Below are 25830 nucleotides of genomic sequence, written 5' to 3'. Positions count from 1 at the left end.
CTCAGTTAATGCCGGTCCCGGTCATGATCGCGGTGGCTTACCGAAACCTTCTCGGTTTCACTCGCCGACAGCATCTTTCCGAGATATTCCGAGATTGCCACAGAGCGGTGCTTGCCACCGGTGCAGCCAATGCCGATGATTACCTGGCTCTTTCCTTCCTTGCGGTACTGCGGGATCAGGAAATGGAGCATATCGAGCAGCTTCGTCAGAAAGGCCTGCGTTTCCGGCCACTTCATCACATACTCGTATACATCACTGTGCTGGCCCGTATTGGGGCGAAGGGTCTCTACATAATGGGGATTCGGCAAAAAGCGGACGTCAAACACCAAATCCGCATCAATCGGAATGCCGTATTTGAAGCCAAAGGAGGTCACATTGACCGTCAGCATGCGGTTTTCCAGATGCGTAAACCGGGAAATAATCGTTTCCTTCAGCCGCGCCGGCTTCATGAGGCTGGTGTCGATAACCTGCGTCGCTGAGTTCTTCAGCTCATCCAGCATCTTGCGCTCCAGGCGGATTCCGTCGAGCGGCATCCCCTCCGGCGCCAGCGGATGGCGGCGGCGGCTCTCCTTGTAGCGCTGGACGAGCACGGAATCCGTCGCATCCAGAAACATGATTTCGCTGTGGATCGTAAAGTGATCCTTGATGTAGTTCAGCGACTCCGCCAGCGCGGTGAAAAATTCCCGGCCGCGAAGATCAATGACCAGCGCGACCTTGCCGATCTTGCCGTTCGATTGCTCAATCAGCTCCGCAAACTTCGGAATCAGCACCGGGGGCAGATTGTCGACACAGAAAAACCCGAGGTCCTCCAGGCTCTGTACAGCCAGCGTCTTTCCTGCTCCTGACATGCCGGTAATGATAATTAGCGTGGCCATCGAATTGGTCTTGCCGCGTTCCTCTGTTTCCAGCATCAGCGTTCCCTCCCTTGAACATTATCCTCTAGTGACAGGCCGTCTCCTTCGTTATCGTCTTGATTAAGAGCGCAGGTGAAGGCCGGCAGCGCCGACGATTCCAGCATCATTGCCAAGCTCTGCCGCTACGATGCGAACACCGCGCTGCAGCGGCTCCGGCGTCAGCTTCTGAAATACCGAACGAATTTCATCAAACAGGAAATCTCCGGCCTTGGATACACCCCCGCCGATAATGAACACTTCAGGATTCAGGACCGCGGCCACGGAAGACATGGACTTGCCCAGGTAGTAGGCCGCACGGTTGACGATGCGCATAGCTACCTCATCTCCAGCCTTTGCCGCATCAAACACTTCCTTCGCCGTTATGCTGTCTGCCAGTGCCAGCGAGGTGCGATCCCCCCGGGCCACCGCGTCCTTCGCCATCCGAATAATGCCGGTTGCCGAGGAGACCGTCTCCAGGCATCCCATCTTGCCGCAGCCGCATTGAATCGCTTCCAGATCCGGCACGACGGTAATATGCCCGAGCTCGCCGGCCATGCCGCCAAAGCCCTGATAAATCCTGCCGTTGATAATAATACCTCCGCCAACGCCGGTACCCAGGGTAAAGCACACACAGTTATCCACGCCGCGTCCGGCACCGCTCCAGGCTTCTCCCAGCGCGGCTACATTGGCATCGTTGTCTATTTTGACAGGCTTGCCGAATCGTTCCTCCAGTATGGCGCGAATCGGAACATCCTTGAACCCTACGTTCGGTGCGAATATGATGATGCCTTCACGGATATTTGTAAAGCCTGCAAAGCCGGCTCCCACGCCCGCTAACTGGTCCCAGCTGTAAGGAGACTCCTCGACAATATGACGAACATATTTCTCTATATTGTTAATAACCGCCTCCACGCCCTTGGACGTTTCTGTCGGTCCCTCATATGTCTGCAGAAGCTGCCCTTCCTCGTTGCAGATCCCGACCTTGATCGCCGTTCCGCCTAAATCGACACCTACGTAGATGTTCTCAGACATGTTACAAGCCACCTTTTTCCTTCTATATTATAGATTGCTTCTACTGTACCCACTATAATTGAAGGCATCATTTCGGTCAAGAGAAGACCCCTGCGCCAAAAAAGCTCCGAGCCCTCTTCGGCCCGAAGCTTGAAATTCCTTCGCCATGACGCTGCATTGCACACAGATGTCACCAATCTAACCGTTTCCTCCCTGAAAGGAAGGATACTTGGTCATGCCTCCATCCGCAAACAGGGTAATCCCGGTAACATAGCTCGATTCCGAGGACGCCAGCCAGGCGGCAACAGAGGCAATCTGCTCCGGCTTGCCGATATATCCCATCGGAATCATCGCCTCTACACTTTTGCGCGATTCCGGATCGTCGAACTTCTCCTGATTAATCGGCGTGTAAATCGCTCCCGGACCAATGTTGTTGACCCGAATCCCCTTCGGGGCAAATTCCAGCGCCAGCGTTTCCGTCATGAGCTTGACCCCGCCTTTACTGGCAGCATAGTGGACAAAATGCGGCCAGGGGATGACCTCATGCACACTCGACATATTGATGACCGAGCCCTCAATGCCATGCTCCAGCATGTAGCTGATCGCTTCCCTGGATCCCAGGAAGGCCCCGGTCAGATTCACATCAATGACCTTTTTCCAGTCGTCCAGGGACAGCTTCTCGGAGGGAACCTCATTCTCAATGCCGGCATTGTTCACCATGACATGCAGGGCACCGAAATGCTCGTGCGCGGTGGAGATCAGCTTGCGGATATCCTCCTCCTGCGATACGTTTGCCTGCACTGCGACGGCTTGTCCTCCCGCCTCCTTAATCTCTGCGATCATTTCCTCCATTGGGTCCGGATTGCTGTTATAGGTCATGACCACATTGGCCTTCTCCTTGCCGAACCGAAGAGCGATCGCCTTCCCGATCCCGGAGGACGCTCCCGTCACGATCACAGTCTTTCCTTGCAAATCTCCGTACATATGCCTTACCTCCTCTTCGCCGGAGCCTGCCCCCGCGGTTGATACTACTTCATTAAACCATTTGCCGAATTTTCAAAAACGCTTGTCTCCCACTCTTCTGGCCGTCCTCGCCCCGCAGGTCTCTTTCTAGATTGTCCCGAGATGACAAAAGTCATATCAAGTCATGACAAAGTTTACTCATCAGGGCGGGGGCCTCTTCGATAAGATAACCATACCAAGCAATAGAAAGGTGCGGTTGCATTGAGTTTAAATATTACGCAAAATACGGCGGTGGCAGTGGCAATTCATAACGTCAGCAAGCAGTTTGGCAGCAAGCGGGCCGTAGATGGGGTATCCTTTACCCTCCAGCAAGGCAGCATTACAACCATTCTGGGTCCCAATGGGGCCGGAAAAACCACAATCCTATCCATGATGCTGGGCTTGCTGGAGCCGGATGCCGGCACGGTTGAGGTGCTTGGCGGCAGTCCGAAGGACCTGAAGGTCCGGCGCCGGGTCGGGGCGATGCTGCAGGAGGTCAGTGTGATGGACAGCCTGAAGGCTGGTGAAATCCTGGAGCTGATCAGAGGCTATTACCCCAAGCCCATGGAAATGGCTGAGGTGATGCAGCTGACCGGGCTTAACCAAGAAGATCTTAGCAAGCGGGCGACCAAAATGTCCGGCGGACAAAAGCGCAAGCTGAGCTTTGCCCTGGCGCTGGCCGGTAATCCGGACCTGCTCTTCTTCGACGAGCCCACCGTGGGGCTGGATACGACCGCGCGGCGGCTGTTCTGGTCTACGATCCGGAGTTTGGCGGCACAAGGAAAAAGCATCCTGTTTACGACTCACTACCTTCAAGAAGCCGACGACAATGCAGACCGGATTGTGCTGTTTAAGGACGGGCGTATCGCTGCAGACGGCAGCCCGGCTGAGATCAAAGCCAAGCTGTCCCGTAAATCCCTGTCGTTCCAGTGCTGCAGCGGCACCGCTGCGAATATCATTGCCCGGCTGGAGGCTGTACCTGACGTCACCGGGCTCCAGCAGGAGCAGGGGCGCCTGCACGTTTACACTAACAATACTGATTTGGTGTTATCGATCATTTTCAAAGAGGAGCTGCCCGTTCACGACATCCAGATGGATCAGGGCAGTCTTGATGAAGCGTTTGAACAGCTCACAGCCCGGAAAGAGGAGGTCGTCTGATATGACTGGAAAGCTGATTTCCCTGCAGTGCCGCATGGAACTGCTTCGCATCCTGCGGAACCCGTATTTTATTTTTTGGTCGCTCGTGATGCCCATTGCGTTCTATTACATCTTTACCCGCGTCGTCAATACGGGGGCTGGGGACCCCGGCGCATACCAGGCTCGCTATCTGATGTCCATGACCACATTCAGCGTGATGGGCTCGGCGATCATGACGCTCGGCATCCGGCTCGTGCAGGAGCAATCGCTCGGCTGGTCCACACTGATGAAGGTCGTGCCGTTGCCGGCCAGCATTTATTTCCTGGGAAAAATGTTCGGCCAGACGCTGCTGCTGCTGCTCTCCATTGCTGTCATTTTCTCAGCAGGTGTCCTGATCAATGATGTTCAGCTGCAGGCCTGGCAATGGATCAGCAGCGGTGTATGGATCCTGGCCGCATCTGCCCCTTTTCTGGCCATCGGCACACTCATTGGCACTATGAAGCGCGTTGACACCGCCAGCGGCGTGAGCAACGGAATTTATCTGGTACTGGCGCTGCTTGGCGGCATGTGGATGCCGCTGGAGATGCTGCCCTCCTTCCTGCAATCCATCGGCAAGTGGCTGCCTTCCTACCACTTTGCAAGCGGAGGCTGGGCCATAACCGAGGGCAGCCTGCCGGAGCTGCAGTCCGTGCTTATTTTGACAGGATATTTAGTCCTGTTTATGGTAATATCCACGTATGTACGCCACAAACAGCAAGCTGTCTAAGAGGATGATGCCCATTGAAGCAGCCAATTGAGCTATTTCCGCGCAAGCTGGGACTGCTCCCTTATGTATTTCTCATTTATTTATTTCTCCCGATCGTCAATCTGTTTACTTACGAGGATGGCCTGAGGTTCGGGTTTGGCGTGGTCATGCTGCTCTTGTTCCTCGTGTCATACCGGGAGCTGTACTTCGGGGAAACTCGGCCCGGCTTTCTATTCTGGCTGCTGCTGCAGCTGGGAATCATATTCACGTTCTCCATGCTCTACGGTCTTACGTATTTGTTTATGGGCTTTTATACGGCTAATTTTATCGGCTGGTATACCCAGTCCCGTAAATTCTGGAGTGCCCTGCTGCTGCTCTATATGGTAGAGCTGATCCCGCTGATATATCGAATCAGCCAGGCTTGGAATCCCGATCTGCTCTTTGTATTTCCTTTTATGATCATTATGCTGCTTTCTCCATTCGCCATTCGCTCCATGAACAGCAAGCTGGAGCTGAAAGCGCAGCTGGATCAGGCGAATGAGCAGATACGCAATTTGATCAAGGGGGAGGAACGGATGCGGATTGCCCGGGATTTGCATGATACGCTGGGACATACGCTGTCCTTGATTACTTTGAAGAGCCAGGTGATCGACAAGCTTGCTGCCGTAAATCCGGATCAGGTCCGGGAGGAAGCCCGGGAGATCGAGAGACAGTCGCGCGCCGCGCTCCGCCAGGTTCGCGAGCTTGTGTCCGATATGCGCACCGCCACGCTGGCCGGCGAGCTGCAGGAGGCCGCTGTGCTTTTAAGCAGCGCGGGAATAGAGATGACGATCGAAGGCGAGCCCCATTTTCAGAGGATGCCGGATACGACGCACAACATTCTAAGTCTTTGCCTGAGAGAAGCCATTACGAACATCGTGAAGCACAGCCAGGCCTCCCACTGCCGCCTCTCTTTTCAGCAGACGGACAGAGACTGGCAAATGACGGTACAGGATGACGGTATCGGGATTTCCCGTGAGGCCGCAAGCTTTAACCTCAGGGAGAAGAACGGGCTGAAGGGTATGGCAGAACGGCTAGCCTTGGTCAATGGCAAAATGGAGCTGCTGAACGCAAAGGGCACACTCCTTCAGCTTTCAGTACCGATTGTCGTGAAGGACCCCCAAAGGAGTGAGGCAGGATGAGCATCCGGGTGTTTATTGCAGAAGACCAGCGCATGGTGCGGGGAGCACTGGCCCTGCTGCTGGATTTAGAAGAGGATATTGAGGTGGTTGGCCAGGCGGGCGACGGCCAGGAGGCGCTGAATGTCATCCGGCAGCTGCAGCCGGACATTGCGCTGCTGGATATCGAGATGCCGGTCTTGTCGGGACTTGAGGTTGCCGAAAAAATCGCGGCAGCTGTCCCGGCATGCCGGTGCGTGATACTCACGACCTTCGCAAGGCCGGGATATTTCGAGCGGGCGGTGAAGGCAGGTGTACAGGGCTATCTGCTGAAGGACGAGCCCAGCGAGCGATTGGCTGAAGCGCTGCGGCGCATTATGGACGGCCGGCGGGAGGTATCGCCAGAGCTTGTGTTCGGCACCGTGAGAGAGGCCAACCCGTTGTCGCAGCGGGAGCAGCAGATTTTGCGCCTGGCTGCGAACGGCAGCAGTTCCAGTGACATCGCACAGCAGCTTCACCTCTCCTACGGAACGGTTCGCAATTATATGTCAGAGGCACTGAACAAGCTGGGGGCCCGAAACCGGCTGGAGGCCATTGCTCTGGCCGAAGAAAAAGGCTGGATCTCATCATGAGAATCCAGCCTTTACCGTGCTATACGGCGGCCAAGAAGCCGCTTTATTTATAATCCTGTAAAGGCACGGCGCTTAAAGATCGCAATAATATCCCGCGACTGTCCTTGAGAAATGCTCGTATCAAAGCACGACACCAGCTCCCAGCCCTCGTACCCGAGACCGTTGAACAGCTCGCTCAGATCCTCCTCGTCCACCTTTCCGCCCAGAAATCCCTTGGTGGCGTACTTGACCGTCTTGTACTCCCATTGCTCCATGGATTCCACCTCCTCTCCTTTCTCCTCTGGCTAGGAGCATCCGCTTAACGCCGACCGCTCATGCAAATGTCTTATTGGAGTAGTCCTCAACTGCCTTCACATATGATTGCTCTGCCTCAGGACTTCCAAAGGAACGCTTCGGAATGATGACCGCTTGCATCGAATTCACGAAAATATACAAGTAATCCCCATCCCGCCGCAAATCATGAATGCCGCTCCAGTCATAGCGCAGCTGGGTCTTGTCGTTGGACTCGTGCACCGCTGTACGGTCCACGGTAATGGTTCGTTCTCCCAGAATGCCCTCATTATGCTTCACCATGCTCATCGTACGGCCCTTGATCCGGTATACAAACAGCAGGTCGCACAGAATGCCGATCAGCACGCCCACCACCACTGAATACACCCAGTCAAAGCTGGAGAATCTCAGCAGCAGAATACTGAGCAGCGGTACGGAAATCAGCGCTGACAGCATCATCGTTCTATACTTCGGCATATGAAACATCACATACCGGTTAAAGCGCCAAAAATCTTCTTTGTGTAAATCAACGTGTACTTCCATCGGTTCTCTCTCCATTCTGAATGGTCACGGCTCCCTGCCGGGCTTTCGGTCCATTATATCACAGGTTGGATATACAAAAGCGCCGCTCTCTCTAGAGACAACGGCACTTCATGGGAAGCTACATTCTTTTATATAACAGGTAAAAAAAGAACGGCGCACCAATCGCAGCGGTAAACACGCCTGCCGGTATGTCCAGCGGCTGGAACAGCATCCGCCCGGCGAGGTCCGCCAGCAGCAGAATGACCGCGCCGATCAGCGCCGCGGTTGGCATCAGGATGCCGTAGGCGCTGCCTACCAGTCGCCTTGCGATATGCGGAGCAATCAAGCCGATAAAGGACAGCGTGCCGGCAATGCCCACCGCCGCTCCCGCCAGGGCAATGCTGCACAGAATAATGAGCATCCTGTCCCGCTGAATCCGCGTTCCAAGCCCGATAGCGACCGTATCGCCCATCGACTGCGCGTTCAGCGAGCGGGAGAAGAGAAAGGACAGCGGAATGATGACACCTGCCCAGGGCGTGATGGCCGCAACCTGCTTCCAGCCTGTGCCATAGACGCTGCCCGTAATCCAGTTCAGCACCTGAGCCGCATGATAAGCTGTGCCGCTGATCAGCAGGAACGTGGTCATCGCGCTGAGGGCTGTCGAAATGCCTACGCCGATCAGCACGAGCCGCAGCGGTGAAACGCCATTCTTCCACGCCAGCACGTATACCAGCATGCCCGCTCCCAGTGCCCCGAGAATCGCCAGCACCGGAATGAAGTGATAGCTGAATGCGCCGGTGTACAGAGTCATGAAGGCCACGACCACCACAGAGGCCCCGCCGGTGACACCGATCAGATCCGGGGCAGCGAGCGGATTACGAATCACGCCCTGCAGCAAGGCGCCGGCTACCGCCAGCATGGCTCCTACCAGCAAGGCAGCCAAGACTCGGGGCAGACGGAACTGGATGACAATCAAGGAACTGCCGCTCTCTCCAAGCCCCAGCAGGGAAGCGGCTACCTCTAGCAGCGGGATGGTGGTGCTGCCGACCGAGATGCTGATCAGCACTAGCAGGATGACCAGCAGCGAAAGCACGCTTAAGATGAGCGCATTTCTTCGGCGGCGGGAGGCAGGATCGTGGCGGACTGCATTCAGTTTATAAGACATAGGACTTCCTCCGTACGATATAAATCAGAAATGGAACGCCAATCAATGCCATGGCAACCCCCACAGGCACCTCTTTTGGCATAATAATGAAGCGCGAGACCAGATCCCCTGAGACGAGCAGGATCCCACCGCCAATGGCACAGTAAGGAATGAGCCAGCGATGGTCGTGACCGACCAGCGAGCGGCACAGATGCGGGACCACAATCCCGACAAAAGCAATCGGCCCCGCAACCGCAACGCCGCTGCCGGCGAGCAGCACGACCGACACACAGGCGCCGGCCCGCACCAGAAGCAACGAGATGCCGAGTCCCTTGGACACATCATCGCCCAGCATGGCTACATTCAAGGCTCTTGCCAGCAGTAGCGCCACGACCATGCCGGCTGCGAAATACGGAAGCATCGCCGTGACGTGCTCGATGCTCCGGTTCACGACAGAGCCGATCATCCAGAACATCGCCTGATCCAGTGACTGCTTATCAATCAGAATAATGCCTGAGGTGATGGAGGCCGAAAATGCCGCAATGGCGGAGCCTGCCAGAGTCAGCTTGACGGGGGCAAAGCCCCCGGGCCCGCTAAAGCCAAGCACGAACACAAGCAGAGCGGTCAGGGCCGCGCCTGCAAACGCAATCCAGATCATGCCGCTCATGGTCAAACCGCCCCCAAGAACGGCAATCGCAATGACGATGCACAGTACGGCGCCGGAATTAATGCCGAATATGGACGGAGACGCCAGCGGATTGCGGGTGATGGCCTGCATAACGGCTCCCGAGGCTGCAAGCCCCGCACCGACCATGGCTCCGATCAAGGTCCGCGGCACCCGCGTATCGCGAATAATCATATGCTCGGTAGAGCCATTGAAGGCTTGATAGGTATCCAGCAGCATGCTGAAATTGAAATTTTGCAAACCCAGCAAGATGCTCATCAGCATGACTGCCAGCAGCAGGACTAGCCCCCCAAGCAATCCCCAGAGCCGGGCATTGCGGCTTTGAAGCACTCCCATGATGGTATTCCACTCCCTAAAGGATGTTTAATGGTTCAATCAACCCCTTTATTGTAGATGTGAGCGCTTTACGTGTCAATGAATGTGATAATCATTTTCATTTAAAGTCTTGACAAGTGCTTGTTATCACTTTATATTTTAGTTAATTGATAATGATTGTCATTATCATATATAAAAATGTACATAAGGGGAGAGCATTAAACATGTCATCTTTATTCCGTAATAAATCCTGGCTGGTTCTGTTGGCCTTGTCCATGCTGCTGATCGTTTCGGCCTGCGGTGGAAGCTCCAGCAGTGATACTCCAGCAGAGACGCCGGCGGCTTCCGGCTCCAATAACAACACGAACGAAGGTAGTGGTAGTGCTGCAGAAGGCGAGTCCCGCACCATCAAGCATGCAATGGGAGAAGAGACGCTGACAGGCACACCGGAGCGCGTCGTCGTGCTGACGAACGAAGGTACAGAAGCGCTGCTGGCCGTTGGCGTGAAGCCTGTCGGTGCCGTTCAATCCTGGGTAGGTGACCCTTGGTATGATCATATTAAGGACCAGATGGAAGGCGTTGAAGTGCTGGGGGAGGAAACCCAGCCGAACATCGAGCTGATTGCGGGACTGAAGCCGGATCTCATTATCGGCAACAAGGTTCGTCACGAGCAAATTTATGATCAGCTGAAGCAGATTGCTCCGACTGTATTTGCCGAAGAACTGTCCGGCAACTGGAAGAACAATATGACGCTGTATGCCGAGGCGGTAAACAAGAAAGCCGAAGGCGAGCAAGCTTTTGCTGATTTTGACAAGCGTGTGGAGGAAGTGAAATCCAAGCTTGGCGAGAAGGCGAATACGAAAGTGTCTGTCGTTCGTTTCACAGCAGCAGATGTCCGTACCTACATGAAGGACAGCTTTAGCGGCGTCATGCTGGAGCAGCTCGGCATTGCCAGACCTGCCGATCAGGACAAGAACGAGTTCGTGGAGAAGCTGACGAAGGAACGTATTCCGGCGATGGACGGTGACGTGATGTTCTACTTCGTGCAGGAGGATGTAGGCTCCACCGATGCTCAGAAGGCAGCCGAGGAGTGGATGAACGAGCCGCTCTTCCAGAGCCTGAATGTGGCCAAGACCGGCGAGGTTCATCAAGTGAACGAGGTTGTATGGAACCTGGCTGGCGGCTACCTCGCAGCCAACCTCCTGCTGGAAGAGATTGCGACTTACTTCGAAGTCAATTAATGTAAACCCAGCAAGGGAGCCATCCCCCAAGTAGATCATTATATTTGAAGATGCCCACATCTGTAAGACAAAAGCATATATACGGCAAAATAACCAGCTCAGGGTGTTATACCTGGCTGGTTATTTTTCTTTGTTAGCTACTATATGTCCCGGGGGAATACCAATACGTTCACAGCTGATGAAGCCGGCTGTAAATATACCCTCTGCGATCCTGAATGTAGCGGTAGATGACGCCGAGATCAGCCTGGATTTCCTGCCTGCTCCATTTATATTCCTTATCCTTGTACAGCTCCCCTGCGATAGCATCAAACCGCTCTCCCGCCTGCTCCAGCTGCTTATGCGGAGTAAACACCGTATCCATGCTGTGAAGCAGCAGGCTCCGGTACAGCCTGCGGTAGGAGGGGATGCTCAAAATCTGCTCGGTCAGCTTGTTATATCCCGTAATCCGGACCAAATCCGCCCCTACTCTCTTTCCGTAGCAGTTGCGCCCCCAGGTGCCCTCGTAATCCCAAGGCAGCATCTGATAACGCCGGGTTTCTCCATGCTCGTAGATCGTATAGTTTTGATTGAATCCGTCATAATTCCCTGTCAGCACCGCCCCGCATAGCCAGCGTAAATACTGCTCCACGTGAAGATGCTGCTCAAGAAACTGCGCCCTCTGCGCCCTCTCCGCCCTGCTCCCTTCATGCATTCCCTGCAAAAAGGCAACGAACCGCCGCCGCTCCCCTTCGTCCCCGGCGATCAGCCGGTATCCTGCGAACCAGGACAGCCCGCGGCTTTCTTTGTGGGAGAAGTCGGCATGGCGGTTCACCGCGTAAATGATGCTCTTCACGGGAATCCTCCGCCTGCGAAAAAATCGCGGCAGCACAGCCTCAATCTGCAAATACACGCCCGCCCGCTGTTGATTAATATAAAGCAGGCAATGACGGGTTCGGGGACTCGGTACCTTCAACGTCTCGAATAGCTGAAAAGACAGGGCATTACGAATCAATGATGGATCATCATGCTCAGCATTGAAATGATAGGTGGCTGACGCCGTACGAATTTCGTAAGAGCGCTTGGGATATTCCCGGGTGTGCCCTCCGCGGTAACGGAGGGAGATGGGTACCTCTTTTCCTTTATAAGAGATGCGGGCTTTGACGAACTGCTCCGACCAGATGTGTTTGTTAAGCCAGGCCAGCTTGTTGTCCTCAATCAGGATTCGGTACACCGGCAGCTCCATACCAGGCCTCCTTCCTTCCCCAGGCAGGCAGCTGCTGATCTTGCAGCCTACCCTGCATGAAACCAGTCCCATATTGACCTTCATTACATATAATGTGGCAGTTAGATTTCATTCCCATCTTGAAAGGAGTAGGGACAGTGCGTACAAATAGAACGAAGCCAGTCTCTCCATATTCCAAAAGAACAACCGCACGCGTCAGAGCCTTCACCGCTTGGCCGTGGTCTCCCGCAGCCGGCAATGCTTCAGAGGGAATCGCCGCAACCCCGTCCTCAGGCGGTCAGGCTTCCCCGGGCGCTAACGACGGCTACTTCCCCGGCGAGCCGCTCAGTCAAGCGCACCATGGGCATCAATCCGGCTTCCCCGGCTCGCTCGGGCATGCTTCGCACGGCCATCATACCAGCGGCCACGCCTCTGCAGGCCACTATTCGCACGGCCATCATTCCAGCGGCCATGCCTCTACGGGTCATCACTCGCAGAGCCACCATTCCGGCCTGTACCCGGATGGACTCCACCCGCCGGATCAGTGGGGCGCATACGACGGCTCCAGCGGTGTTGGCGGCAGCCACTCCTTCGGCAGCGAGCATTGCAGCTGGGCCAGCGAGGGCTGGACGCCGAAGAAGACCCTCAAGAAGCGCAAAAAAAGAGCAGCTGCAGGCGGGCCTTCCAAGCCAGCCAGGACGAAGCCGCGCCCCTCACTGCAGCGCAAGCGAACCGCAAAGCCCAAGTCGAAGCGCTGCTAACAGCGCAGCGCATAGCCATGGCTGGTCCGCAAACGTTATAAAGCATTGTCATACTGACATGGCCATATGCCGTGTCCATCCGATAGCGGATGCCAGCATGGCGTCCGCTTTTTAAGTGTGCACCCGTCCTGTTCTGAGATATTATATGCAATCCGCCCACCTTGGTGAGCTTTCTTGCTTACAGCGTGTGGTTCTCGGGCTTGGGCTTGCGCACCCGCTCATACACAAAGCCCGCCGTAAACACCAGCAGCATGAGTATGTAAGACATAATAATGATTTGCGCAGCATCGATACTCCCCGTCAGAAGCAGCTGCAGCTGGGTTCCAAATCCTACAATCAGCAGCACATACAGCTGGGCCATCAGTGCAAGCACAAGGCTTCGGGATTCGTCGCCGGCCAGCATAAACTGCCACAGAAACAGCAGCAGACATATTAGCCACAGCGAGTTACCCATGACAAAGCTGAGCGCTGTACTCTTTTTCATCTGCGAGAACTGTCGCCCGGCCCAGAACCAGAACACCACGAATCCGAGATGAATGGTCCAGATCAGCACGCCCGACGCAGGTATCCGCGTCATTAGGGCTTGAAATAACCAGCCGCCCAGCAAAGGGGCAAGCACAATCCAGGTCATTTTATTTTTCTTTAAATAGTCGTTTAGCATCTGTAAGCTCCTCTATCGGCCGTGGACCCTGTCCCGTGCCTCATTTCATCCGCATTATAACATACATATCGCTCTCGCCCATCATCATCCATATCATAGAGCCGCGCAAAAAAGAGGCCGGTTGCCCGGCCTCTCACCTTCAAAGCTCCATTTACGGATTCAGCGTTTCGCTCCAGTCATGGACCATATGACCTTCAATGAACTTCTCACAATCCATGGCAGCCATACAGCCAGAGCCGGCTGCGGTAATCGCCTGGCGATACCGGGTATCCTGAACGTCACCGCAGGCGAACACGCCTGGAATATTCGTCTCCGTTGTGCCTGGCTTCACCAGAATATATCCGGTCGGATCTGTATTGATCTGGCTTCCCAGGAAGCCTGTGTTCGGCGTATGGCCAATTGCCACGAATACGCCTTCCGCTTCAATCAGCTCTTCGGCGCCAGTCTCGTTGTTCCGAACCTTCAAGCCCTTCACGCCCGTTTCCGTCGTTACGACCTCTAGCGGCGTACGGTCAAGTGCCCACTGAATTTTCTCGTTCTCGCGAGCGCGATCCTGCATGATCTTGGAAGCGCGCAGCTCTTCCCGGCGGTGAACCAATGTGACGCTGGAAGCGAAGCGTGTTAAGAAGCTCGCTTCCTCCATCGCGGAATCGCCTCCACCCACCACGATAATCTTCTTGCCGCGGAAGAAGAAGCCGTCGCAGGTCGCACATGTGCTGACACCCCGGCCCACATTCTCCTGCTCCCCGGGAATGCCCAGATACTTGGCCGAGGCACCGGTAGAAATGATGACCGACTCAGCCTGCAATTCTCCCATGCCCTCGACATTAATCTTGAATGGACGCTGCGAGAAATCAACAGACTCTACCCAGGCGCTCTTGAATTCCGCACCGAAGCGCTCTGCCTGCTGGCGCATATTATCCATCAGCTCAGGTCCCATGATGCCTTGAGGGAATCCCGGAAAGTTCTCGACTTCGGTGGTTGTGGTCAACTGGCCCCCCGGCTGCATTCCTTCAATGACCAGTGGCTTCATATTCGCGCGTGCCAGGTAGATGGCTGCGGTCAGTCCGGCAGGGCCGGTTCCGATTACGATTGATTTGTACATAGAGATTGCCTCCTTTATTGGGTCCTGTTGGTTAGCTTGTCCCGGTTCTACGATTTTTCTGTAAACGGGCGAAAATTATTGCGAGCCTCTTCCCGATCGGCATCCGTCATTGCCAGCTGCCGGGCGTAACGCCTCACGGTAGAGGATGAAATCTGATAGCGCTCCGCGAGCTTCTCGTACGTATACGAGTCTCCCGCTAGCTTGCCGGCCGTATAATCCAGCGCTGCCGCCCAGCCGGAAAGATTACGCATCTTCGGAAGGTCGGGATACATCCGGCTCAGGAATTGTGACCAGAGCCTTTCCATCTCTCTTTTGCGGTAAGGGTCCTGCCGTTGTCCCATAGAGACCGCCAGATCCAGCACCTGCTGCCATTCCTTATGCCACTCCGGAAGGACCTCGTTTAACGAGTCGCTGGGCATCTCGCCCGCTGCCTCCCGGCCTGAAGCTCCCTCCAAGCGCGTTAGCACGAGCTCCGCCGCAGCTTTCAGCTCTACATCCTCTCCTGGCTCCTGAAGAAACAGGTGCAGCGCATGCTGAACCTCTTCATCGGCAATCAGCTCCAGCGTCTGTATAACCTGCAGCTTGATGTGAGGCTCGCCATGGCGAAGCGCCCAGAAGAAGGAGGAGCGGATTAACGGATTGCTCTTCGCTTCCTCAGTCAAGGCAGCTCCATCATGCTCCCACACCTTAAACTGCTCTTCAAAGGGGAGATGATAGTGATAGCTGACCTTCAAGCTTCCGGAATCACTTTCCTGCAAAGAGTCCAGCTGAGCCAGGTAGAAATCAGCGACATCATTTGCCGGGTCCAGCCTCTTGCACTGACGCCAGTATCTGACCGCATCTTCCATTCTGCCGCTGTTGCAGGCTGCAACGGCTGTATAATGATACAGGCTTGCATCACTGCTAAATTCCTCATCCTTCGTCAGACGGCGAAAATGGCCGTAGGCCGCTTCGTGCCTCCCCAGAATGCCCATCGTTGTCGCGAGCTTGAAGACATGCTCCTGATGAAACGGAACCGTAACAGACAGCATGTCCAGCAGACGGTGAAGCCCTTCCTCATCCTTCTCATGCTGATAAAAAATCGCCAGATTGCACAGCGCATGCAGATTGCCCGGCTCCTTGTCCAGCACATCACCGATGACCTCTTTCGCCTTCGCGAAGCGGCCCATGTAATAGAAGGCAAGCGCCAGATTGTTGCGGGCCGACATAAAGTCCGGACAGTCCTCTACAATCGTCTCCAACAGCTTGGCAGCCTGAGCGAATTTTCCTTCCTCCAGCAGCGCCCGTGCCTGCTCATGCTCCACCATGCCCTCGCGGCTCTTGATCTTGTTCACCTTCGTGGGCCGGTTCAGCTCATAGTGAAGCAGCTCCATCATCTCTTCGGCCTCGTCCATAAACTGGCCGCTGGAATCCTCCTCCAGATACGTAATCAGCGCCTGCTCGGCTTCTTCAAACTGCTCCAGATTCGCGTAGTTGTTCGCCATATAGAAATGGCATTCCGTCATCGAGGAATCTACCTGATCCAGTATATGCTTCAATACCCGGTTCGAGCCCTCATAATCACCGGTCTCTGATAATATACCCGCCATATTGCAATGATTCACAGGATTATCCGGTTCATATTCCACAGCCTTGCGAAAATATTTCAGCGCCTTGCCATATTGGAAACGGTCCAGCGACTTCACGGCGCGTTCAAAGAAAAAATTAGCGTTGTAATCGATAGGAATTATATTTTGCAGGTCCTGATGACCTGGAATGTTTGCATGCATCGAAGCAAGACACCTCCTTTAACTTGCTTCTCTCTATCCTCAACAGTATACCATGATCTCCTGCCGCTTGCAGAGAAAAAGACGCCGGTCATCAGACGCCGGCGTCTTTAAATAAGGTCGCAATGCTGCCGCCTTCCATAATAATATGGATGGCTTCAGCGAGGATCGGCGCTGCCGATAAGATGGTCATGCCTTTCATCGGCGGCTCCCGAAGCGCGATGGAATCTGTCACTACCAGCTCCTTGATATGGCCATGATCCAGGCGGGACAATGCCTCCCCCGAGAATACGCCATGCGTCGCACATACGATCGTATCCTTGGCGCCTAACTTCTTGAGAGACTCCACGACCTGTACAATGGTAGTACCTGTGTCAATAATATCTTCGATGATGATCGGCGTGCGTCCTTCTACGTCTCCAACCACATGCGTAATGACCGCTTCATTATGGGCCGGGCGCTGCTTGACCATCATCGCAAAGCCCGCACCCAGCCGGCCTGCCAGCTTCTCGGCAATTTTAGCCCGGCCGGCATCAGGAGAGACGATGACCGGCTGCTCCAGCTGCTTGCTTCTCAGGTAGTTGGTGATCAGATCCATGGCCGTCAGATGATCGACTGGAATATTGAAGAAGCCCTGAATAGCCGGGGCATGCAGATCAATGGTAATGACGCGGCTGGCTCCGGCTGTCGTCAGCACATCGGCGACCATTTTGGCGGATATGGGCTCGCGGGGTGCAGCTTTTCTCTCCTGCCGGGCGTAGCCGTAGTAGGGGACAATAATATTTATCGTGCGTGCAGAGGCCCGCTTGGCCGCATCAATCATAACCAGCAGCTCTACGAACATTTCATTAATCGGATGGGAGAAGGACTGCAGCAGAAACACATCACAATTACGGATGCTTTCCTCATAATGGACGTAGATTTCTCCATTTTTGAAACGGGACAGCTTGATCTTGCCCAATTCGACGCCCAGCTGCCGACTGATATCCGCGGCCAGCCGCGGATTGGATGATCCGGCGAACAGACGAAGTTTCTGATACATGAATGCCTCCTGGAATACCCAAAGTATAGGGATTGCTTGTACTCTATTATAGCGCATCAGGAAAGCGCTGTCGCGCAAGCAGGCCGTCTCCATCAGACGCCAGTCCGCGCTCCTCATAAGAACATAGAGCGCGGGACTATGACTTCAGGAAACAGCCTGTATGGTTGGCGGTACATTTAGAACAGCTTCAAAAAGGCTGGCCGCTTCCATTACAGCGCAGCCATGTCCCGCTGCCGTCCCTCAAAGACAGCCACCTGCTTCACTCCGAGCTCGATTAACAGCTCCCTCGCCTGATCCAGATGCTCACCGAGCTTCAAGGGCTGATGCGCGTCAGAGCCGAGCGTCAGCGGAATACCGAGCCGAAGGGCCTCCTCCAGCATACGCCGGCTTGGAAACATCTCCCGGCAGTCCTTGCTCAGACCGGAGGCGTTCAGCTCCATCGCCTTGCCGCTCCGGCGGACAGCGGCCAGCGCCTCATTCTCCAGCGCCACAACCTCATCCTGATGCTCCGGCCCAGGGGTAAAGCCGAAGCGCTTGATGACATCCAGATGTCCCATAATGTCATACAAGCCTGTCGATGCCGCCTTGCAGACCGCATCGTAATAGCGCCTGTATACCGTGATCGGGTCACGCCCCTCCCAGCCATGGGTCTGGCGGTAATCGGTAATATCCCATTTTCCGAGAAAATGGACCGAGCCGATCACATAATCCCAAGGATACGCCTCAATCACCTTCCGGACGTCCTCTTCATAGCCTTCGATATAGTCCCCTTCCAGGCCGACACGGATCTCAATCTGGCCTTTATAGCGCTCCTTGAGGGTCAGGCATTCCTCCACATAGCGTGGAAGCTCCTCCATCGGCATCGCCATCTCCGGGTAATATTCATGCGGCTTGATATGAATAAGCGGCATGTGATCGGACAGGCCCAGCTGGTCCAGCCCAATCTCAATGCCCCGCAATACATACTCTTCCAGTGCTCCAACAGCGTGTCCGCACCGGGCATGGTGAGTGTGATAGTCAATATGCATAGCCTTGTGCCCTCTTTAACCGTCGCGGCGTGGACGCTCATGACGGCGGCCCAGCTCGTCCAGAATATGATCCAATGGCAGCTTGCGCTCCTGCAGCAGCACCATCAGATGGTAAATCAGATCGCTGACCTCCAGGCGCAGCTCCTCGTTATCGCGATTTTTAGCCGCAATAATCGTCTCGGAGGCTTCTTCCCCGATCTTTTTCAGAATCTTATCCACGCCTTTATCGAACAGATAGGTTGTATATGCCCCTTCCGGACGCTCTGCTTCCCGCTGTGCAATGACCTGCTCCAGCTCACCCAGCACTGCAAAGCGGTCTTGGCTGCCCGAGGACTGCACATCTTCGCCGGACACTGTCGATTGTCCCTGAACGGTAATCGTGTTGAAGAAGCAGGTATTCTCGCCGGTGTGACAAGCAGGTCCTTTAGGATCTACCAGCACCAGCAGCGTGTCACCATCACAATCGTAGGACAGAGAGATCACCGTCTGCGTATTGCCAGAGGTTGCCCCCTTGTTCCACAGCTCCTTTCGGGAGCGGCTCCAGAACCAGGTTTCTCCTTTTTCCAGGGTCAGCTGCAGGGATTCCCGGTTCATGTACGCCATCATTAATACTTCCTTCGTCTCTGCATCCTGCACGATCGCCGGAACCAGACCATTCTCGTCCCAGCGGATATGCTCCGACACCTGCTGCAAGGACAAATCCTGCATCATGTCATCATGTACGCTCATCGGATCTCCACTCCTTTATGCTTCAATTGTTGTTTCAGTTGAGGAATCCCGATTTCTTTATAGTGAAAAATCGTCGCCGCCAGCCCCGCATCTGCCCGGCCGTCGGTGAACACATCATAGAAATGCTCTTCCTTCCCGGCTCCGCCAGAGGCGATCACCGGAATGGACACCGTGCTGCACACGGCCGAGGTCAGCTTCAGGTCGAAGCCATCCTTCGTGCCGTCGGCATCCATGCTGGTCAGCAGAATTTCTCCGGCCCCCAGCGACTCCGCCTGTTTAACCCAATCCAGTGCCTTAATGCCGGAAGGGGTACGTCCGCCGTGCGTGTACACCTCCCACTCATCCCACTCCGGATTGAACCTTGCGTCCACGGCTACGACGACACACTGAGAGCCGAAGCGCCGTGCACCAGCGGATATAAGCTCTGGCTGCCTCACAGCTGCCGTGTTCATGCCGATCTTGTCCGCACCGGCGCGCAGGATCCGCTTCATATCGTCCACCGAGGAAATGCCGCCGCCGACGGTAAAGGGAATCGCAATCTCTCCCGCCGTCCGCCGTACAACCTCCTCCATCGTCGCCCGGCCTTCCACGGAAGCGGAGATATCCAGAAAGACCAGCTCATCGGCGCCTTCCCGGTCATACAGCGCAGCTAGCTCTACCGGATCTCCGGCATCACGCAGATTGACAAAGTTAACCCCTTTAACGACCCGTCCATCCTTCACATCCAGACAAGGTATAATCCGCTTGGCCAGCATCCTTCACATCTCCCCCGATTAATTTTACTTCTGAATCTTCTGGACAGCCTCTGCCAGATCAATATTTCCTGTGTACAGCGCCTTGCCTACAATGGCGCCGCCGACACCGTCCTCGCGGTGCTTGCCCAGAGCCTCCAGATCCTCCATCCGCGTCACACCGCCTGAGGCGATAACCGTCCGGCCGCTGGCTTTGGCTAAAGCTACAATGGCTTCCACATTCGGTCCCTGCATCATGCCGTCCCGGGAAATATCGGTAAAAATAAAGTTTTCCGCGCCCTTCGCCGCAAGCTCCTTCGCCAGCACCTCAGCCTGCACCTCTGACGTTTCCAGCCAGCCGCGGGTTGCGACATATCCGTTTCGGGCATCAATGCCGATCGCCACCTTATCTCCATAGCGGCCCAGTACCGTTTCCGTGAATACCCGGTCCTCAATGGCGGCTGTGCCGATAATAACCCGGCTCACACCGAGAGAGAGCAGACGCTCAACATCCTCGATCCGGCGCAGTCCGCCGCCAACCTGAACCGGAACCTGAACATGGGCTGCAATTTGAGCAATGATCTCATCATTGACGGGATGCCCCGCTTTCGCTCCATCCAGGTCCACCAGATGAATGAATTTGCCTCCCTGCTCTTCCCATGAACGGGCTACAGACAGCGGACTGTCGTTGTAAACCGTTTCCTGGTTATAATCTCCTTGCACGAGCCGGACGCACTTGCCGCCGCGGATATCAATCGCGGGATAAATAATGAATGATGACATTTGCAGATTCCCCGTTTCTGTAGAAATAATTAGCTTGCTCCATCCGTTAACGCCAGAAAGCCGCGCAAGAGGCTCATGCCGAGCTCCCCGCTTTTCTCCGGGTGAAACTGCATGCCGTATACATGCCCCCGGCCGACAATGGCGGTCACCGGTTGCCCGTAATCCGTCACGGCCAGAAGATCACTCTTCACTTCAGGAAGAACATGATACGAGTGGACAAAGTACACATGGCCCTCCTCAAGCCCCGCAAACAGCGGCACATCCGGCTGCAGGAAGCTCAGGCTGTTCCAGCCCATATGCGGCACCTTGTAATCTCCACCTGTAAACCGGACGACCTTGCCGGGCAAAATATTCAAGCCCTCATGCACACCATGCTCTTCACTTTGACTGAACAGCAGCTGCATCCCGAGACAAATCCCTAACAGCGGCGCTGTCCTGGCCGCAGCCTCACGCATGACCTGATCAAGCCCGCTTTCCCGCAAATGCTCCATCGCATCTCCAAATGCGCCGACCCCTGGCAGAATAATGCCGTCCGCCGACAAGATTTCTTCCCGCACTCCGGTAATCAGCGGCTCATAGCCGAGCCGCTCTACCGCTTTGCTGACACTATGGAGATTGCCCATGCCGTAATCCACTACCGCAATGGCCATGTATTACAGCACTCCCTTCGTGGATGGCACGCCCGTAACGCGGGGATCAATACTCGTTGCCTCATCCAGAGCGCGTCCCAGTGCTTTAAACACCGCTTCAATCATGTGATGCGTATTGTGTCCGTAATGCACGATGACATGCAGGGTAATGCGCGCCTCCAGAGCCAGCTTCCACAAAAATTCATGCACCATCTGCGTATCAAAAGAGCCGACCTGCTGAGTCGGATATTCCGCGCGGTACTCGAAATGAGGCCGGTTGCTAATATCAATGACGACCTGAGCGAGAGACTCGTCCATGGGAACAAAGACGCTGGCATAGCGTTTGATGCCCTTTTTATCACCGAGCGCCTCCCGCAGCACCTGACCCAGACAAATCCCGATATCCTCTACAGTATGGTGATCATCAATCTCGATGTCGCCCTTCGCATTCACGCTGAGGTCAAAGTGTCCGTGCTTCGTGAACAGATCCAGCATATGATTCAAGAACGGCACATCGGTCTCCAGCTGTGACACCCCAGTACCATCCACATTGAATTTCAAGGAAATATCGGTCTCATTCGTTTTGCGGCTGACGCTTGACGTCCGCCCGTTAGCTTCAAAGCTCACTCTGAATTCCCCCCTGTTTGTGATTCCTGCTCCAGCCGGATTTCGATCGCTCGGGCATGACCCTCCAGCCCTTCCCGGCGTGCCAGCTCCATGATGGTCTCGCCGTCGCGGAGCAGTGCTTCCTTACTATAGTAAATCATGCTGGATTTCTTAATGAAATCGTCCAGATCGACCGGCGAGGAGAAGCGTGCCGTCCCGTTGGTCGGAATGATATGATTGGGACCGGCAAAATAATCTCCGACCGGCTCTGAGCTGTACGGACCGAGGAAGATGGCACCTGCATTTTCAATCCGGCCCAGGATGCCCATCGGGTCCTCTGTCATAATTTCAAGATGCTCCGGTGCCAGCTTGTTCACGATCGAGATGGCCTCGTCCATGGAGCGAGCCACAATAGCCGCCCCGTAGCTGTCAACCGATGCCCGGGCAATATCGCGGCGCGGCAGCAGCTCCAGCTGGCGTTCTACTTCTGCGCTGACGGCTTTTGCGAGGGCTGCTGACGTCGTCACCAGCACCGCCGAAGCCATTTCATCGTGCTCAGCCTGGGAGAGCAGGTCCGCTGCCGCATACGCTGCCTCAGCACTGTCATCGGCCAGAACGACGATCTCACTCGGGCCGGCAATGCTGTCAATGTTTACAGCACCGTACACCTCGCGCTTCGCCAGCGCCACATAAATGTTGCCGGGCCCGCAAATTTTATCGACAGGAGCAATTGACGCGGTTCCGTAAGCCAGCGCTGCAATCGCCTGAGCGCCGCCCACCCGGTAGATCTCGGTCACACCAGCCTCCGCTGCTGCCACCAGAATGTACGGATTGATGCCTTCCGTGCCTCCCGTTGCCGGAGGGGTGACCATCACAATTTCGGGCACCCCGGCTACCTGCGCCGGAATGACGTTCATCAGCACCGAGGAGGGGTAGGCTGCTTTCCCGCCGGGCACATATACACCGACTCGCTGCAGGGGCCGAATAATCTGGCCCAGGATGCTTCCATCCGGCTGCACATCCATCCACGAGCTGCGCTTCTGCTTCTGATGATAGCTGCGAATCCGTTCTGCTGCCGAACGGATTGCGGTCACGAACGACTCCTCCACCTCGTCATACGCAGCCATCAGCTCGCTGTGCTGTACCCGCAGGCCGCTTGCTGTCAGCTTCGTGTTGTCGAACTGCTCCGTATACCGCAGCAGGGCGGCATCACCTTCGCGGCGAACGTTCCGGACAATCTCCTTGACGGCCTCATTCTGCTCGGGTGTGCCGTAGTCACTTTCCCGCTTTAAATCAAACTCCTCTGCCGGCACTATTCTCATTCCTGATTCCTCCCCGCCTGCTTCCTATGAATTATGCTGCCGATCTATTTGTCTGTATTTGCAAAAATAACGCTCTGAAGCCGGTCGCACAGCTCCTGAATTTCCCGATTCTTCATCCGGTAGCTGACCCGGTTGGCAACGAGCCGGCTTGTAATTTCGAACATGCTCGTCATCTCAACCAACCCGTTCTCCCGCAGCGTCTGACCGGTTTCAACCATATCGACGATGCGATCGGCCAGGCCAATCAAAGGGGCAAGCTCAATCGATCCGTTCAGCTTGACGACCTCTACCTGCTGTCCCTGCTCCCGGAAGTAACGGGAGGCTGTGTTGGGATACTTCGTCGCCACGCGCTGCCGGATGCCCGGCGTCCAGTCTGGCAGGCCAATGACCGACATGCGGCAGCGGGCAATGCCGAGATCAAGAAGCTCATATACATCCTTGTCTTCCTCAATCAGCACGTCCTTGCCGACAATACCGATATCCGCCACGCCGTACTCGACATACGTCGGAACATCGACAGGCTTGGCCAATATAAATTCCATTCCCGCCTCCGGCAGCGGGATCACAAGCTTGCGCGTTTCATCCACGTCAAGGGGAATCGGCAGCCCGGCCTCGCGAAACAGGGCCGAGGCTTTCTTGTATATCCGTCCCTTGGGCATAGCTACTTTTAAGGTTTCTGCCATGTGAGGCACCTCCTGTCTAGGATTGAGATCTATTGTAAGGTAATAATTTCGTCATAGCCTTGATGCAGCAGGCTGGCACCAGGAACATCATTCCGTGCATCCTGCAAGCTTCCATGCTCGCCATCCCCCATCATGGAGGTAATTACGATCCGGCCGCTTTCCCGGAGGGCACTGGCCTTGGCCAAGCCTTCCTTGCGATGCTGCAGCGTGTACTGAATCAGCACCGGCTTCACGGCTTCGCTGTCCTCTGCATCCACACCATCCAGAATCCGGTTCGTCTTCAAAGCAAAGCCCGTGGCCGGCACGCTTCTGCCGAATTGCTGCAGCAGCTTGTTATAGCGTCCGCCGCTGGCTACAGGAGAACCGATCTCGGCCGCATAGCCTTCAAAGGTCATACCCGTATAGTAAGAGAAGTCACCAATCATGGTCAGGTCAATCAGCACATGACTAGAAGCACTGTAAGCCTCCAGCACCTCCCACACCTTGCATAGATGCTCGATCGAGGCCCGGGCCAGCGGGTTCAGGCTCAGCTCTCTCGCTTCCGTGCATACCTCCCGGCCGCCGCGTAGACGGAGAATGCCCTCAAGCTTTGCTGCCTCCTGCGGGGGCAGCTGCAGAGCTTGAATAGTGCTGCGGTAGCCGACATAATCCCGGTTCAGCAGATCACGCTTCAGGCTCTCCTGATCGCCCGGACGGTCCGGCAGCACCTCTTCGAGCAGTCCGTTGAGGAAGCCCATATGACCCATAGCCATTTTGAACGTCTTCACGCCTGCCGCCCGAAGGCTCTCAATCGCAAGCGCCACCACCTCGGCATCCGCCTCCGGAGAGTCGTCTCCCACAAGCTCCACACCAGTCTGGTAAAATTCAGCCTCCCGTCCCGCTTCCTCTTCAATCGCCCGAAACACATTGGCATGGTAGGACAAGCGAATCGGCAGAGCTTCTTCCTTTAATAGAGATGATACAACCCGGGCAATAGGGGCCGTCATATCGGAACGCAGCACCATTGTCGTGCCCCGGTTATTGAGCAGCTTGAACAGCTTCTGGTCAGAGGTGGAGCTCGACACACCCACCGTATCATAAAATTCAATCGTCGGGGTCATGATTTGCCGATAACCCCAGCGCTCCATGCATTGAAGCACCCGGGATTCAATCTGGCGCAGCCGGGATACCGCATGGGGGAGATAGTCCCGCACACCGGCGGGTTTTTCAAAACCTTTCGGTTTAGACATGGCGTAGTCACCTCGAATTCTATTTTTAAACGATCAAGTCCGGTATTATCCTCTAAAAAATAACACCCGACTCTTTATTATGGTAAAGTGCTACCTTGCTAATAAAGTAAAGAATAATGGCTATAGTATCATATCCCTGCCTGCGCCGTCAATTCACCTTACTGACCTCAAGCGTATCGGTATCATCTACAGCCCGTACTCTGTATTATAACCTGTATGACCCTCTGCTTTCACGTTAAATCATCATTCCTTCTCTAGAGTAAAGGGCAGACATCTCTGCCCCTCCTCATCAAACCGTACGTGAGGTTTTCCCTCATACGGCTTTCCGATGTTCGTCATTCATGTGCATGCAGATCACAAGAGCGTTTTAAGTCCATATTGTTTGGACAATGCTTTCACTTCGCTTAACGAACTCATCCATCGCGTGCGTTGACGCTTCTTGGCAACCCACTTTGCTAAGCGCTGCAAGATGTACCAATCTAGTTTTGCCATCTTCTTTTGGCTGTAGGCTGTGTAGTAGTAGTTGCGCCACCCCTGTATTTTTGGGTTTAAATATTCCAGGTGGTCCTGGAAAGTCTTGTGACGCATATTCGGCGGAGCAAGTCGCTCCTTCACGACCTCTCTGATTCGTTCCTCCGCCTTGCGGCACAGTCACTGCTGGGTCGTATAATATATTTTGCCTTGAGATGTCTCCGCTTTCGTCTTTCGATGGTGCATGCCTAGAAAGTCAAAGCCTTCTTCTCCTGTCCATAATCCGACAATACGCGTTTTGGTCGGATGCAGCGTTAACTCCAGGCGAC

General features: G+C 55.0%; 28 protein-coding genes. 6 read left to right on the top strand and 22 right to left on the bottom strand.

Annotated features, from left to right (window positions below):
- Nucleotides 1-5 precede the first annotated feature (5 nt).
- The 3 genes from rapZ to JJQ72_RS15755 form a co-directional block, all read right to left on the bottom strand.
- Nucleotides 6-911 carry an RNase adapter RapZ gene (rapZ, locus tag JJQ72_RS15765; protein ID WP_138224034.1) on the bottom strand — a complete coding sequence of 302 codons (906 nt, stop codon included), beginning with the start codon at nt 909-911 and terminating at the stop codon, nt 6-8.
- A gap of 63 nt (nt 912-974) precedes the next feature.
- Nucleotides 975-1925, bottom strand: a complete 951-nt coding sequence (locus JJQ72_RS15760) for an ROK family glucokinase (RefSeq protein ID WP_138224033.1) — start codon at nt 1923-1925, stop codon at nt 975-977.
- 177 nt (nt 1926-2102) lie between these two features.
- Nucleotides 2103-2888, bottom strand: coding sequence for a glucose-1-dehydrogenase (locus JJQ72_RS15755; protein ID WP_208204270.1), 786 nt, complete (start codon nt 2886-2888; stop codon nt 2103-2105).
- A 240-nt stretch (nt 2889-3128) separates the two neighbouring features.
- Between JJQ72_RS15755 and JJQ72_RS15750 the strand changes: the two genes are divergently transcribed.
- Genes JJQ72_RS15750 through JJQ72_RS15735 form a run of 4 tightly spaced genes read left to right on the top strand, consistent with a single transcriptional unit; the run spans nt 3129 to nt 6577 of the window.
- A complete protein-coding gene (locus JJQ72_RS15750; protein WP_243896130.1) occupies nt 3129-4064 on the top strand; it encodes an ABC transporter ATP-binding protein in 936 nt (311 codons plus the stop codon).
- 1 nt (nt 4065) lies between these two features.
- The gene (locus tag JJQ72_RS15745; RefSeq protein ID WP_208204269.1) at nt 4066-4809 is read left to right on the top strand and encodes an ABC transporter permease; all 744 of its coding nucleotides are present in this window, start codon (nt 4066-4068) and stop codon (nt 4807-4809) included.
- A 14-nt stretch (nt 4810-4823) separates the two neighbouring features.
- Nucleotides 4824-5969 (top strand): sensor histidine kinase, encoded by a 1146-nt coding sequence (locus tag JJQ72_RS15740; RefSeq protein ID WP_208204268.1) that lies wholly within the window; start codon nt 4824-4826, stop codon nt 5967-5969.
- Entirely contained in the window at nt 5966-6577 is a 612-nt protein-coding gene (locus JJQ72_RS15735; protein ID WP_208204267.1) for a response regulator transcription factor, read from the top strand. The genes JJQ72_RS15740 and JJQ72_RS15735 overlap by 4 nt, the downstream gene beginning before the upstream one ends.
- A 47-nt stretch (nt 6578-6624) precedes the next feature.
- On the opposite strand, the gene JJQ72_RS15730 is transcribed toward JJQ72_RS15735, so the two are convergent.
- From JJQ72_RS15730 to JJQ72_RS15715, 4 genes are all read right to left on the bottom strand, one after another.
- Nucleotides 6625-6831 carry a DUF4177 domain-containing protein gene (locus tag JJQ72_RS15730; protein WP_138224028.1) on the bottom strand — a complete coding sequence of 69 codons (207 nt, stop codon included), beginning with the start codon at nt 6829-6831 and terminating at the stop codon, nt 6625-6627.
- A gap of 58 nt (nt 6832-6889) precedes the next feature.
- Entirely contained in the window at nt 6890-7390 is a 501-nt protein-coding gene (locus JJQ72_RS15725; protein ID WP_208204266.1) for a YcxB family protein, read from the bottom strand.
- Nucleotides 7391-7508: 118 nt separating this feature from the next.
- Nucleotides 7509-8534, bottom strand: a complete 1026-nt coding sequence (locus JJQ72_RS15720) for a FecCD family ABC transporter permease (RefSeq protein WP_208204265.1) — start codon at nt 8532-8534, stop codon at nt 7509-7511.
- Nucleotides 8524-9534, bottom strand: coding sequence for a FecCD family ABC transporter permease (locus JJQ72_RS15715; protein WP_138224025.1), 1011 nt, complete (start codon nt 9532-9534; stop codon nt 8524-8526). The genes JJQ72_RS15720 and JJQ72_RS15715 overlap by 11 nt, the downstream gene beginning before the upstream one ends.
- A gap of 203 nt (nt 9535-9737) precedes the next feature.
- Between JJQ72_RS15715 and JJQ72_RS15710 the strand changes: the two genes are divergently transcribed.
- On the top strand, nt 9738-10754 hold the full coding sequence (locus tag JJQ72_RS15710; protein ID WP_208204264.1) for an ABC transporter substrate-binding protein: 1017 nt from the start codon (nt 9738-9740) through the stop codon (nt 10752-10754).
- 169 nt (nt 10755-10923) lie between these two features.
- Here the strand turns inward: JJQ72_RS15710 and JJQ72_RS15705 are convergent, their stop codons facing one another.
- Nucleotides 10924-11976, bottom strand: a complete 1053-nt coding sequence (locus JJQ72_RS15705; protein ID WP_208204263.1) for a CotH kinase family protein — start codon at nt 11974-11976, stop codon at nt 10924-10926.
- A 137-nt stretch (nt 11977-12113) separates the two neighbouring features.
- On the opposite strand from JJQ72_RS15705, the gene JJQ72_RS15700 reads away from it, so the two are divergent.
- Nucleotides 12114-12716, top strand: a complete 603-nt coding sequence (locus tag JJQ72_RS15700; RefSeq protein WP_208204262.1) for a hypothetical protein — start codon at nt 12114-12116, stop codon at nt 12714-12716.
- A 178-nt stretch (nt 12717-12894) separates the two neighbouring features.
- On the opposite strand, the gene JJQ72_RS15695 is transcribed toward JJQ72_RS15700, so the two are convergent.
- The 14 genes from JJQ72_RS15695 to JJQ72_RS15630 all read right to left on the bottom strand — a co-directional run bounded on the left by JJQ72_RS15695 (nt 12895) and on the right by JJQ72_RS15630 (nt 25645).
- A complete protein-coding gene (locus JJQ72_RS15695) occupies nt 12895-13377 on the bottom strand; it encodes a hypothetical protein (protein ID WP_138224021.1) in 483 nt (160 codons plus the stop codon).
- Between the two features lie 151 nt (nt 13378-13528).
- On the bottom strand, nt 13529-14482 hold the full coding sequence (gene trxB, locus JJQ72_RS15690) for a thioredoxin-disulfide reductase (protein ID WP_138224020.1): 954 nt from the start codon (nt 14480-14482) through the stop codon (nt 13529-13531).
- Between the two features lie 47 nt (nt 14483-14529).
- Nucleotides 14530-16251, bottom strand: coding sequence for a tetratricopeptide repeat protein (locus tag JJQ72_RS15685; RefSeq protein WP_208204261.1), 1722 nt, complete (start codon nt 16249-16251; stop codon nt 14530-14532).
- A 91-nt stretch (nt 16252-16342) separates the two neighbouring features.
- A complete protein-coding gene (locus tag JJQ72_RS15680; RefSeq protein ID WP_138224016.1) occupies nt 16343-17290 on the bottom strand; it encodes a ribose-phosphate diphosphokinase in 948 nt (315 codons plus the stop codon).
- Between the two features lie 209 nt (nt 17291-17499).
- Nucleotides 17500-18318, bottom strand: coding sequence for a histidinol-phosphatase HisJ (hisJ, locus tag JJQ72_RS15675; RefSeq protein ID WP_208204260.1), 819 nt, complete (start codon nt 18316-18318; stop codon nt 17500-17502).
- 15 nt (nt 18319-18333) lie between these two features.
- Entirely contained in the window at nt 18334-19047 is a 714-nt protein-coding gene (gene hisIE / locus JJQ72_RS15670; RefSeq protein WP_138224014.1) for a bifunctional phosphoribosyl-AMP cyclohydrolase/phosphoribosyl-ATP diphosphatase HisIE, read from the bottom strand.
- Nucleotides 19044-19802 (bottom strand): imidazole glycerol phosphate synthase subunit HisF, encoded by a 759-nt coding sequence (gene hisF / locus JJQ72_RS15665; protein WP_138224013.1) that lies wholly within the window; start codon nt 19800-19802, stop codon nt 19044-19046. Before hisF ends, hisIE begins: the two co-directional genes overlap by 4 nt.
- Before the next feature lie 24 nt (nt 19803-19826).
- The gene (gene hisA, locus JJQ72_RS15660; protein ID WP_175415119.1) at nt 19827-20561 is read right to left on the bottom strand and encodes a 1-(5-phosphoribosyl)-5-[(5-phosphoribosylamino)methylideneamino]imidazole-4-carboxamide isomerase; all 735 of its coding nucleotides are present in this window, start codon (nt 20559-20561) and stop codon (nt 19827-19829) included.
- A 29-nt stretch (nt 20562-20590) separates the two neighbouring features.
- On the bottom strand, nt 20591-21211 hold the full coding sequence (gene hisH / locus JJQ72_RS15655; protein WP_208204259.1) for an imidazole glycerol phosphate synthase subunit HisH: 621 nt from the start codon (nt 21209-21211) through the stop codon (nt 20591-20593).
- 3 nt (nt 21212-21214) lie between these two features.
- On the bottom strand, nt 21215-21817 hold the full coding sequence (gene hisB, locus JJQ72_RS15650) for an imidazoleglycerol-phosphate dehydratase HisB (RefSeq protein ID WP_138224010.1): 603 nt from the start codon (nt 21815-21817) through the stop codon (nt 21215-21217).
- Nucleotides 21814-23118, bottom strand: coding sequence for a histidinol dehydrogenase (gene hisD, locus JJQ72_RS15645; RefSeq protein WP_208204258.1), 1305 nt, complete (start codon nt 23116-23118; stop codon nt 21814-21816). Before hisD ends, hisB begins: the two co-directional genes overlap by 4 nt.
- Before the next feature lie 44 nt (nt 23119-23162).
- Entirely contained in the window at nt 23163-23801 is a 639-nt protein-coding gene (gene hisG, locus JJQ72_RS15640) for an ATP phosphoribosyltransferase (protein ID WP_138224008.1), read from the bottom strand.
- A gap of 29 nt (nt 23802-23830) precedes the next feature.
- Complete coding sequence (locus JJQ72_RS15635; protein WP_208204257.1) at nt 23831-25030, bottom strand: ATP phosphoribosyltransferase regulatory subunit; 1200 nt, start codon at nt 25028-25030, stop codon at nt 23831-23833.
- Nucleotides 25031-25384: 354 nt separating this feature from the next.
- The gene (locus JJQ72_RS15630) at nt 25385-25645 is read right to left on the bottom strand and encodes a group II intron maturase-specific domain-containing protein (RefSeq protein WP_208204256.1); all 261 of its coding nucleotides are present in this window, start codon (nt 25643-25645) and stop codon (nt 25385-25387) included.
- Nucleotides 25646-25830 lie beyond the last annotated feature (185 nt).

Source organism: Paenibacillus sp. F411 (assembly GCF_017582705.1).
Classification (GTDB): domain Bacteria; phylum Bacillota; class Bacilli; order Paenibacillales; family Paenibacillaceae; genus Paenibacillus_AQ; species Paenibacillus_AQ algicola.
Note: the sequence above shows the minus strand (reverse complement) of the source record. Positions and strands in the feature narration are given on the sequence as shown.